Raw genomic sequence first — 12,396 nt, 5'->3', positions numbered from 1 at the left:
CGGCGGTGGGCCGCCCGCATCCTCGACACCGCCGATGACCAGCATCGACGCCTGGATCGGCAGCGTCCATGCCCTCGTCCGCAGCCGTCTCGCCGGCGTGATCTCTCTCACGTCCCCCGGGGGTGGTTCATCCGCTTTTACCTGTGCTGATCCCGGTTCGATCGCGTCGCGACAGGCCGTGCGTTCTCATTCATTTCTGATGAACCATTGACAGTGCTTTTAATTTTCCGTGAAGATCCGCTCCAAACTTCGCCCACATATCGGAAGTCGGAGCCCACGCACAGTGAGAACAGCAGCAAGACGGTCGGGCAGCCTGCTCGCCGCGGCCCTCGCGGCGGTCGCGCTGGCCGCCACCGCGGTGGTGCCGGCCGCCGCCGCGCCCGGCGGAGCCCCTCCGCCCGGCGCGGCCGGGGCCCAGGACACCGCCGAGACCCAGGCGGTCCGGGAGTCCGCGCGCACGGGCAAGCCGGTCGAGGTGCTCGCAAAGCGCAGCGAGACCAGTGACACCGTCGCCCAGCCCGACGGCAAGCTGAAGACCACCACCTACGTCCAGCCCAAGCGGGTGCGCAAGAACGGCGCCTGGGTGGATCTCGACCCGACGCTGCAGACGCTGCCCGGCGGCACCGTCGCCCCCAAGGGCTCCACCGCCGACCTGCGGTTCTCCGGCGGCGGCAGCGCGCCGCTGGTCACGATGGCCCGAGCCGGCAAGGAACTGAAGCTCAGCTGGCCGAAGCCGCTGCCCAAGCCGACGATCAAGGGCGCGACCGCCGAGTACCCCTCGATCCTGCCGGACGTGGACCTGCGGCTGTCCGCCACCAAGACCGGGTTCACCCAGGTCATCGTGGTGCACACGGCCGAGGCCGCGAAGAACCCCGAGCTGGACCGGCTCCGGCTCGGCCTCCAGGGCACCGGACTGACGTTCAGTCAGGAGGCGGACGGCACCCTCAAGGCCAAGGACCCCTCCGGCGGTGGCACCGTCTTCGAGGCGCCCGTCCCGGTGATGTGGGACTCCTCCAAGCCGGCCGCGCCCGCCGCGGCGCAGAGCGCCCCCGCCGCCCCGAAGGCGCTCAAGGCCGCCCCGCAGGCCGAGGCCCCCGCCGCCGCGCCCGCGCAGAGCGCCCCCGCGGCCGGCCAGAGCGCCCCCGCCGTCGGCCAGAGCGCCCCCGCCGTCGGTCAGAACGACCCCGCCGCGGGCTACGGCGATCTGCCCGGCGAGGGCGCCAAGATGACCCGCCTCAAGGTCGAACTGCCCAAAGACGGCCTGCTGCTGTCCCCCGACCAGGGCATGCTGGACGCCCCGGACACGGTCTACCCGGTGATGATCGACCCGGCGTGGAACACCCCGCACGCGGGCGACTGGGCGGGTGTCTCGCGCACCTACCCGAACCAGGCGTACTGGCACTTCACGTACAACAGCAACTACGTCCACGACTGGGGCGTCGGCTACTGCGGCGACACCTCGCGGTGCGCGCCGACCGACGTGAAGCGGGCGTTCTTCCAGATGCCGAACCCGTTCCTCGGCAAGCAGGTACTCGCCGCCACCTTCGGCACCTACGAGAGCTGGTCGTACTCCTGCGACTCCCGGCCCGTCGAGCTGTGGAACACCGGCTACATCTCCCCGGGCCTGAACTGGAACGCCCAGAACGCCTCCGGCTTCTGGGGCCGCTACCTGCAGACCATCAACACCGCCAAGGGCTGGAGCGGCAGTTGCCCCGGCGGCTGGCTGGAGTACGGCGAGGACGGCGCGGTGCGCAACCTCGTCCAGGACGCCGCCAACTGGGGCTGGCCGACCATCAGCTTCGGCCTGAAGGCCCAGAACGAGAGCGACACCCTCGCCTGGAAGCGCTTCACCGACGACGCCTACCTGACGGTGTACTACAACCTGCGGCCCAACCAGATCCCGATGGCCGACATGACGATGTCGCCGGGCTCGGTCTGCCAGTACCCGGGCATCAAGATCAACAAGATGCCGCAGGTCACCGCGCGGGCCAGTGACCCGGACGGCGAGGCGATCGGCGTGCAGTTCGCGGTCGGCTGGGACGACGGCACCGGCCTGCGCCGCCGCTGGTGGTCCACCGGTTCGGAGGACGCCGCCCCGGCGGGCAACACCTTCAAGGGCTCCGGCTCGATGTTCTCCTGGCCGCTGCCGACGAGCCTGCCGCAGAACATCCAGCTCGACTGGGAGGCCCGCGCCTGGGACGGCGCGCAGTGGGGGCCGTGGTCCTCCGACGGCGACCCGACGGGCTGCTACTTCATCGTCGACACCTCCGCGCCGGACGGCCCGGCGATCACCTCGGACACCTACCCGGGCTCCAAGGACGCCACCGCGGCGCTGCCGTGGACCGACGGCGTCGGCAGGAACGGCCTGTTCACCCTCAAGTCGGCCGCCACCGACGTGGTCAAGTACCAGTGGGGCCTGGACACCTCACCGTCCGCGGCGAACGAGATGGCGACCAGCGGCGGCGCCGGGCAGACCGTGCGCATCCAACCGCAGACCGCCGGAGTGCACTTCCTCTCCGCCAAGGCGATCGACGGCGCGGGCAACGCCTCGCAGCCCGAGACGTACTACTTCAACGTGCTCTCCGGGCAGACCCAGCGCACCGGCTGGTCGATGGACGACCCGAGCGGCACCACCGTCACCGGCACCGGCGGCAGCTTCGAGGCCACCCTCGCCTCCGGCGCCACCCCCGGCGCGCCCGGGCACCTCGGCGAGGCCCTCGCCCTGGACGGCACCCCCAACGGCTACGGCGAGACCCAGGGCAACGTCCTGGACACCACCCGCGGCTTCGCCGTCTCCGCCTGGGTCAACCTCACCGGCGACACCACCCGCAACCGGGTCGCGGTCAGTGAGAACGGGAACTGGGCCGCCCGCTTCGCCCTCGGCCTGATGAACGGCAAGTGGGCGATGTGGACGTCCAGCCAGGACACCAACGCCGTCTACACCCTGGAGGTGGCCAGCTCGGACACCCCGGTGGTGCTCGGCCAGTGGACCCACCTGACGGGCGTCTACGACCCGGTGGCCAGGACGAGCACCCTGTACGTCAACGGCGTGCCCGGCACCCCGGTGGCCGTCACCGCCACCTGGGACGCGCGCGGCCCGCTGGAGTTCGGCCGCTCCAAGTGGCACGGCAACATGACCGACCCGTGGAAGGGCTCGGTCGACGAGGTCCGGCTCTGGGACCGCAACCTGAGCGCGGCCGAGGCCGCCGACGTCGCCGCCGACAAGCAGCTCGCCAACGGCCGCCCAGCCAAGGCGGTGTGGCACCTGAACGGCACCGACGCCAAGCCGGTCGGCACCACGGAGACCGACAACCTGACCGCCAACAACGGCGTGGCACTCGGCCGGCCGGGCATCGCCGACAAGGCGGTCCACCTGGACGGCGTGGACGACTACCTGCGCGGCACCCGCCCGCAGGTGGACGGCAGCCGGGACTTCTCCGTCTCGACCTGGGTCAAGCTGCCCGCGCCGGCCGCCGGGGACACCAACCCGAAGATGGCGGTCACCCAGATCGGCCAGCACAACAACGAGTTCTCGCTGTACTACTCGCCCTACTGGAAGCGCTGGATCTTCGGCCGCTACAAGGAGGACACCTCCGCCGACACCCTGGTGCGCACCTGGCAGGCCGACTGCACCCCGAACACCCAGGTGAACGGCGTGCCGTGCTTCGCCGGCACCACCGGCGAGTGGACCCACCTGCTGGGCGTCTCCGACACCGCCGCCAAGAAGCTGCGCCTCTACATCAACGGCTACCTGGTCGGCGAGTCCGACTACACCCAGAACGCGCCCTGGGCCAACCCCGGCCCGCTGCAGATCGGCGCGGTCAACCGCGAGGGCGTCAACGCCGAGTTCTTCGGCGGCGACATCGACGACGTGCGGATCTACGACCGCGTCGTCACCGGCCCGGAGGCCACCGCGATGGTGCAGCAGCGCCCGCAGCTGGCCGGCCGCTGGAAGCTCTCCTCGACCACCGGCACCCCGGCGGTCACCCCGGACGAGGGCCCGGCCAAGGCCGGTGCCCAGCTCGGCGGCGGCGCCTCGATCAAGGCCGACGGCGGCGTGCTGCCCACCCCGGGCACCCTGCTGCTGGACGGCTCCACCGGCTACGCCGCCACCGCCTCGACCCCGCTGCACACCGGCCAGAGCTTCACCCTGGCCGGCTGGGCGAACACCGCGGGCGTCCCGACCCGGGACATGACGGTCCTGTCGGTGGCCGGTTCCGGCAACAGCGCGGTCACCCTGCGCTGGCACGCCCTGGGCCTGGACGCCACCGGACAGCCCACCGGCCAGTGGCAGGCCGAGGTCCGCGACTCCGACGCCAACGGCGCGGTGCGCACCCTGACCGCACACACCCCGGCCACCTCCGTCCTGGAGAACTGGACGCACCTGGCGGTCAGCTACGACGCCTTCGCGGACCGGCTCGCCCTGTACGTCAACGGCCAGGTGGAGAACCAGGGCTGCCCGGACGGCTCGACCGGCTGCAGTCCGCACATCTCCTGGACCGGCGCCCCGCAGCCCTACGAGGCGGGCGGCGGCGTGCAGTTCGGCCGGAACAAGGCGGCCGGCGCCTGGGGCGAGTACTTCTCCGGTGAGCTGGACGACGTCTGGCTGTACCAGGGCGTGCTGAGCCCGGCGCAGATCGGCAAGCTCGCCGACTACAACGTCGAGCTGGCCACCGCCACCGGCGTCTGATCCCCAACCTCCATGGGCCGGGCGGCTACCTGCCGCCCGGCCCATGGTCCGTCCTATCCACCTTCTCCCGAGGGAGTCGTTCCACCATGAGCAGGAAGAGGTCGGTGCTGCGGCCGGCCCGGCCCAGAGTGTCCGCGGTCATCGCGGCCACGCTGGTCGGGTCGCTGCTGCCGGCACTGCCGTTGGCCGCCGTCGCGGCAGCGGCCGAACCGTACAGCAAGCCGTCCGCGGTCTCACCGGAGAAGCCGGTCAAGGGCTCGGACGCCAAGGCCAAGGGCCGCAAGGGCGACACCACCGTCAGCAAGGTCGACGGCAAGCACGGCGCCCTGCCCGGAGCGGGCAGCGCCACCGTCGACGTCCCCGGCGAGAAGGGCAAGGCGGTCAAGGCCGGCACGCTGCCGGTCGCCGTCTCCTCCGCGGGCGCGGCGGGCAAGGCGAAGGTCGAGCTGCTCGGCCAGGACGCCGCCATCAGGGCCGGGATCAACGGCGTGCTGCTGACCGTCTCGGGCGCGGACGAGAACAGCGGACTCGCCGTCGACTACTCGTCCTTCGCGCAGGCGGCGGGCTCCGGCTTCGGCGCGCGGCTGAAGCTGGTGCGCCTGCCCGAGTGCGCGCTGACCACGCCCGACCTGCCCGAGTGCCGGGTGCAGACCCCACTGCCGGGCGGCAACGACCCGGAGCACCAGACCGTCGCCGCGGACGCGCTGACCACGGCCCCGGCCGGGTCGATGCGCCTGCAGTCCACGTCGGGCGCGATGGTGGTGGCCGCCACCGCCGGCACGGCCGGGCCCAGCGGCGACTACAAGGCGACGCCGCTGTCCTCGGCGTCCTCGTGGTCCACCTCGCTGAACAGCGGCTCGTTCAGCTGGTCGTACGACATGCCGCTGACCGCGATGCCCGGCGGCCTCACGCCGAAGGTCGTCCTGTCGTACAACTCCGGTGCGATCGACGGCCGGACGGCCAACAGCAACAACCAGGCCTCCTGGGCCGGTGACGGCTTCGAGCTGTCGCCGGGCTTCGTCGAGCGCAGCTACAAGGCGTGTGCGGACGACGGCGCGCCCAAGACCGGCTCGGCCAGCCCGGGCGACCTCTGCTGGGGGACGGACAATGCGACCATCAGCTTCGCCGGGCACTCCGGTGAGCTGATACCGGTCTCCGGCGACGAGTGGCGGATCAAGAACGACGACGCGACGAAGGTCGTGCGTCTGCGGGACGGTGCTCGCGGAAACGGCGACAACGACGGCGAGTACTTCCGCGCCACCACCACCGACGGCACCACCTACTACTTCGGCTACAACCGCCTGCCGAACTGGTCGGCGGGCAAGCCGGAGACCAAGTCGGTCTACACGGTGCCGGTCTACGGCAACAACGCGGGCGAGCCGTGCAACGGCGCCGACTTCGCGTCCTCGTGGTGCCAGCAGGGCTGGCGGTGGAACCTGGACCTGGTGGTCGACGCCCACGGCAACGACATCACCTACTGGTACGCCCCCGAGACCAACAACTACGGCCGCAACCTGAAGGCTTCGGACCGCACGCCGTACGTCCGGGGCGGCCGTCTGGACCACATCGAGTACGGCCAGCAGCAGGGCGACGTCTACTCCGCCACCGTCAAGCCGATGGGCCGGGTCGATTTCGGCACCGCCGAGCGCTGCCTGGAGAGCAACACCGCGCTCTGCGACCCGGCGAAGATCGACGCCAACCGCCAGTACTGGTACGACACCCCGTGGGACCAGAACTGCAACGACGGCACGGACTGCACCGGCAGGTACGCGCCGACCTTCTTCACCCGCACCCGGCTCACCCAGATCGCGGCCAAGACCCTCCAGGCCGACGGCAGCTACGCCACCGTCGACACCTGGGACCTGACCCACAAGTGGGGTACGGCTGACTTCGACTACCAGCTGCTGCTGGACTCGATCAGGCACACCGGGTCCTCCGCCGCCCCGTCCGTCGCACTGCCGAAGACCACCCTCGCCTACAAGCAGCTCGCGAACCGGCTCGACAAGGTCGGCGACGGCCGCATGCCGTTCATCAAGCAGCGCCTCGGCACCATCACCGACGAGCTCGGCGGCCAGATCGACGTCAACTACTCCGCCGCCGCGTGCGACTGGAACGCCCTGCCCACCCCGCAGTCCAACACCACCCGCTGCTTCCCGCAGATGTACCAGCCGTCCGACGACGTGCCGGTGACCACCGAGTGGTTCAACAAGTACGTCGTCGACTCGGTCATCGCCACCGACCGCACCGGTGGCGCACCCGACATGGTCACCCACTACACCTACCTCGGTGACGCCGCCTGGCACTACGACGACGAGGACGGTCTGACCAAGGACAAGCTCAAGACCTGGTCCCAGTGGCGCGGCTATGCCCGCACCCGCGTGGAGACCGGCGGCGTCACTGGCATGACGACGCAGGCCGACCACTACTTCCTGCGCGGCATGGACCAGGACCGCAACAACCCCGGCGACAAGAACAGCAAGCGCGGCGTGACGGTCGACGACGGCCAGGGCACCGTCCTGACCGACGACAACGCGTGGGCCGGCTACGAGTACCGCACCGAGCAGTACGACAAGCCCGGCGGCGTCATCCTCGGCAAGAACGTCAACACGCCGTGGAAGCAGGAGACCGCCAAGCGCGTCCGGGACTGGGGCACCACCACCGCCGACATCACCGGAACCGCCGTCACCCGTACCTTCACCTCGCTCGACAAGGGCGTCGGCAACACGTGGCGGGAGACCCGGACCAACAACACCCGCGACGGCTACGGCCGGGTCACCTCGGTCGAGAACCAGGGAGACGTGGCGGTCCCCGACGACGACACCTGCACCCGCACCACGTACGCCGACAACACCGGTGCCTGGATCCTCAGGAGCGCCACCCGCGTCGAGGTGGTCGCGGCGAACTGCGCCGCCGACGTCAACCGTGACACCCGGGCCGACGGAACCTCGGCGGTGCTCTCGGACATCCGCTACCGGTTCGACGGCCAGAGCTTCGGAGCGGCGCCCACCAAGGGCGACATCACCGTCATCCAGACACTCAAGTCCCGCACCGGAAACAGTGCCACGTACCTGGACCACGCCGCCTCCTACGACGGCTACGGCCGTCCGCTGAGCAGCACCGAGCTGGCCTCCAGCACGGTCTACGACCTCAGTGGCGCCGCCAACCCGGTCACCACGGCCTCGCCGAGCGCCCGGACCAGCACGACCGCCTACACCCCGGCCACCGGCCGGCCCACCAAGACGGTGGAGACCACGCCGCCCGCCAAGGCCGGCGACGCCACCACCACGCAGACCACCACCACCGACTACGACCTGCTGCGCGGCCTGGCCGTCGACACCGTCGACACCAACAACCGCCGCACCGACACCCTCTACGACGCGCTCGGCCGCACCCTGAAGGTGTGGTTGCCCGACCGTTCCAAGGGCACCGGGCAGACCCCCGACCAGGAGTACGCCTACACGATCACCGACAACCAGATCGTCTCCGTCGCCGGCAAGACCCTCAACGAGGACGGGTCCCAGCAGACTTCCTACACCCTCTACGACGGCCTCGGCCGTTTCCGGCAGGGTCAGACCCCGGGCGACAACGGCGGCCGCGTCATCGCGGACACCTTCTACGACGACCGTGGTCAGACCGTGCTCGCCTACTCCCCGTACTACGCCACCGGCGCACCCGCCGGCACGCTGCGCAACGTGGACGACACCACCGGCGTCGAGACCCAGGCGGCAGCGGAGTACGACGGCCTCGGACGGGTCGTCAAGACCACCGCGCTGGCCGGGAACGGCGTCGGCACCCCGCTCGCCAGCACGCTCACCGAGTACGGCGGCGACCGCGTCACCGTCACCCCGCCTGCCGGTGGCACCCCCACCACGACCCTCATCGACGCGGTCGGCCGGGTCGTGGAGCTGCGCCAGTTCAGGTCCGCCACCCCCACCGGCGCCTACGACTCCACCACCTACGGCTATGACGCGGCCGGCAACCTTGCCAGGCTCACCGGCCCCGCCGGCAGCGTCTGGACCTGGCAGTACGACCAGCTCGGTCGGGAGACCAAGTCGGTCTACCCGGACTCCGGGACCACCACGAACTCCTACAACGACCGCGGCGAGCTGACCAGCACCACCGACGGCAACGGCAAGACCGTCGCCACCGTCTACGACAACCTCTCCCGGCCGATCGAGAGACACGACGGCTCGCCGACCGGCCCGCTGCTGATCTCCCAGGCCTGGGACCCGTCCGGCAACAAGGGCCAGCTGTCCTCCAGCACCCGCTACAGCACGGTCGGTGGCGCCAGCTACCAGTACAAGACCACCTACGCGCTGTTCGACGCCCTCGCCCGGCCGACCCGCACCACCGTCACCGTCCCGTCCGTTCCCGGCCAGGAGGCCCTCGCCGGGAACTACATCACCGGCTCCACCTACCGACTGGACGGCCAGACCAAGTCCACCGCCTTCCCGGCGGCCGGCAACCTGCCGGCCGAAGCGGTGGCGTTCACCTATGACGCCCTGCGTCGGCCCACCGCCGTCGAAGGCCTGACGCAGTACCTCACCAACCAGACCTACAGCCTCACCGGTAAGCCGCTGCAGTCCACTCTCAGCAACGGCACCGCCGGCAAGGACGTGTACGTCACCAACGGCTACGAGTGGGGCACCCAGCGCCTCCAGTCGAGCCGCACCGACCAGTACGGCGTCACCGGAGCGACCCGCGCGGCCGCCTACACCTACGACCAGGCCGGCAACGTCACCTCGGTCACCGACACCTCGCGCTCCGGTACCGACCGACAGTGCTTCCGCTACGACTCCCTGGCCCGTCTCACCGAGGCCTACACCCCCAACACCGGCAGCTGCTCGGCCCCCAACGGCACCCAGCTCGGCGGCCCCGCCCCGTACTGGACCAGCTGGACCTACAACACCAACGGCACCCGGGCCACCGAGACCCGGCACGACGCCACCGGCAACACCGGCCAGGACGCCACCACCACCTACACCTACCCCGCCGCCGGCGCGGCCCGCCCGCACAGCCTCGCTTCCACCACGACCGTCACCGGCGCGGCCGGCGCTCCGGTCGTGGAGAGCTACGACTACGACAACGCGGGCAACACCACCGGTCGGCACCTCAAGTCGCCGTCCGTCGGGCAGTCGAACGACCAGGCTCTGACCTGGGAGCCCGGGGGTCGGCTCAGCCGGCTCGCCGCGACCGTCCAGACCACCAACGGCACCACCACCACGACCACCAACCAGACCACCGACTACCTCTACGACGCCGCGGGCGACCGCCTCGTCGGCCACACCCTCGACACCGCCGACCCCGCTGCCGAGAGCTGGACCCTCTACCTCGGCAACACCGAGCTGAAGCTGGTCAAGGGCGCGGCCAAGGCCACCGCCACCCGCTACTACCCGCTCGGCGCGGCCACCGCCGTCCGCACCGACGACAACCGACTGACCTTCCAGGTCAACGACCACCACGGCACCGCCGAGGTCGGCATCGACGCCACCACCGGCGCCGTGGACCAGCGCCGTTCGCTGCCCTTCGGCGGCACCCGCGGCACCGCTCCCACCACCTGGGCCGGCACCCGCGGCTTCCTCGGCGGCACCAACGAGTCCACCGGCCTCACCCATCTCGGAGCTCGCGACTACGACCCGGCCACCGGCCGGTTCATCAGCGTGGACCCGATCCTGGTCGGCACCGACCCGCAGTCGCTGGCGGCCTACACGTACAGCAACAACGACCCGCTCACCCTCAGCGACCCGTCCGGCATGCGCCCCGACGGCACCTGCGGCGGCACGGCCCAGTGCCGTACCCCCGAGGGCCAGCTGGTCGAGGACCGCTGGATACCGGTCGACGGCGGTGACTGGGTCGTCGACACCGTCAAGAGCGTGAAGTCGGTCCTCCCCGGCGGAGTGCAGATCACCACCGGCAAGACCGACTTCAACAGGCTGATCAAGGAGACCAACAAGAACCTGAAGATCCTCCAGAAGGAGCACCACCGCTTCGGAGAGGACCCGGACTCCGACACCCACGACTACGTGGCGGCGGCGCTGAACGCCTGCCATGTGATCAAGGACTGCCGGAACTCGCCGATCTACGACGAGCTCTGGGACAAGCTCAAGAACTGGCAGTTCGAGAACATCCCCATGTTCGGCCCGGGCGAGATAGGCGTCGGCGCGGGTGCCCTCGGCAAGGGCCTGTCCAAGTTCAACAGGTCGGCAAAGCCCAAGGCGCTCGCAGCCGAGAAGCCTTCACCCGGCAACCAGATCGCCAAGTCCTGCGACAGCTTCCCGGCGGGCGTCGAGGTTCAGATGGCGGATGGGACGACCAGGCCCATCGACCGGCTGAAGGTCGGGGACGTCGTCCTCGCCACCGACCCCGAGACCGCGACGACGGCCGCCCGCGAGGTCGACGCCACCATGGTGACCCCGGACGACGCCGACTTCACCACGCTCGTCCTCGCGGACGGCCGTGGTGAGATCACGGCGACCGACCACCACCCGTTCTGGAGCGTCAACGAGGGCGCCTGGACGTACGTCGCCCAGCTCGTCCCAGGCGACCACGTGCGCACCACCGACGGCACGGCCGTCACCGTGGCGCAGGTCCGGCACTTCCGCCTGGTCCAGCCCGCTTACAATCTCACTGTTCGTGGTCTGCACACCTACTACGTGCAGGCGGGACAAACGCCGGTCCTGGTCCACAACAGCGACTGCCCGCTCAGCTCTGAGTACAAGAAGACCACCAAGGGGAAGTCGGTCGAGAACCGGCAGACCGACGCCGGCCCGACCGAGTTCGGGAAGAACTTGGAGGCCAACGGCTTCGTCAAGGAGAACAAGGGTCCCAACATCATGTACACGGGCAAGGACGGGACTCGGTACTTCCTCCGACCCAAGGCAGACTCCTACCCGGGATGGACGGCCGACTACTACAAGCCCGGTTCCAAGCACGCGGACCTCAAGATCAGACTGGGTGACGACTGATGACACCACCCCCATCGGCCCTGCTGGACCGTGCTGGGTACCTGGCCGTCCGCCGGCACGCAGACGGGGTCTTCGACCTCGCCTCGCGCCTTCCCGACCAGGTCTTCCGCACGGCACCGACGGCACCGGCAGACACCCTGTTCGGCGATTTCGACACCGCCCTCACGCCGGGCTTCTGGCCCGTGCTCCAGGCGATGGCCCGTTGGCACGGTGACGACCTGATCCACCTCCTGGTGATCAGGCCGGACACGGAGACGTACTACCTTCCGGAGTACGGAATGTATCCGGCGGTGTCGCTGCCCGTGGGGGCCGGCGAAGACGACTACCGGGCCGTCATCGAGTACGAACCGAACGACGACTTCGCGGGCGCGCTCGCCATTTCGGCCGAGGTCATCGCCATCACCGGGCCGTCCGGGCGTTGGGGCTGCTGGGCCGAACGTGACCCCGAGGTGGCGGTTTTCCGGGGATTCCCGGACCAGGCCGCGAAGCACGCGTGGTGCAGCCGGTTCGGGCCGTTCATCGACGCGTCGGGAGCGCTGGAGGACTACCTCGAACCCGTCTTCCGGGGCTCCGTCCCGGTCGAGTACGCGGCTCGGCTGACCGCCAACTACGGCGGCTGACCGCAGTGGCACCCTGAGGGGCCCGCCGGATCTCCGGCGGGCCCCTCAGCAGTCGGTACGCACGAGGCAGGACGGTCATGCGGAGGGATGAAGAGGATAAAGAGATGCCCCGCCCGGGTCG

4 protein-coding genes are annotated in these 12,396 nt (G+C 70.4%); all 4 read left to right on the top strand.

Annotated elements, in window-relative coordinates:
- Positions 1 to 34 precede the first annotated feature (34 nt).
- The 4 genes from ABTY56_RS30945 (at position 35) to ABTY56_RS30930 (ending at position 12,275) form a co-directional block, all read left to right on the top strand.
- A complete protein-coding gene (locus ABTY56_RS30945; protein WP_350632658.1) occupies positions 35 to 211 on the top strand; it encodes a hypothetical protein in 177 nt (58 codons plus the stop codon).
- A gap of 72 nt (positions 212 to 283) precedes the next feature.
- Positions 284 to 4,690, top strand: a complete 4,407-nt coding sequence (locus ABTY56_RS30940) for a LamG-like jellyroll fold domain-containing protein (RefSeq protein WP_350632657.1) — start codon at positions 284 to 286, stop codon at positions 4,688 to 4,690.
- Positions 4,691 to 4,776: 86 nt separating this feature from the next.
- Positions 4,777 to 11,655: an RHS repeat-associated core domain-containing protein gene (locus ABTY56_RS30935; RefSeq protein ID WP_350632656.1), complete on the top strand. Its 6,879-nt coding sequence runs from the start codon at positions 4,777 to 4,779 to the stop codon at positions 11,653 to 11,655.
- On the top strand, positions 11,655 to 12,275 hold the full coding sequence (locus ABTY56_RS30930; RefSeq protein WP_350632655.1) for a hypothetical protein: 621 nt from the start codon (positions 11,655 to 11,657) through the stop codon (positions 12,273 to 12,275). The genes ABTY56_RS30935 and ABTY56_RS30930 overlap by 1 nt, the downstream gene beginning before the upstream one ends.
- Positions 12,276 to 12,396 lie beyond the last annotated feature (121 nt).

This window comes from Kitasatospora sp. NPDC097691 (assembly GCF_040302665.1).
In the GTDB taxonomy this organism is placed as follows: domain Bacteria; phylum Actinomycetota; class Actinomycetes; order Streptomycetales; family Streptomycetaceae; genus Kitasatospora.
Note: the sequence above shows the minus strand (reverse complement) of the source record. Positions and strands in the feature narration are given on the sequence as shown.

What these genes read in the sequence shown, in the direction of transcription:
- ABTY56_RS30930 (WP_350632655.1), top strand. Translation starts at nt 11,655, where the DNA reads ATGACACCACCCCCATCGGCCCTGCTGGACCGTGCTGGGTACCTGGCC.
- ABTY56_RS30945 (WP_350632658.1), top strand. Translation starts at nt 35, where the DNA reads ATGACCAGCATCGACGCCTGGATCGGCAGCGTCCATGCCCTCGTCCGC.
- ABTY56_RS30935 (WP_350632656.1), top strand. Translation starts at nt 4,777, where the DNA reads ATGAGCAGGAAGAGGTCGGTGCTGCGGCCGGCCCGGCCCAGAGTGTCC.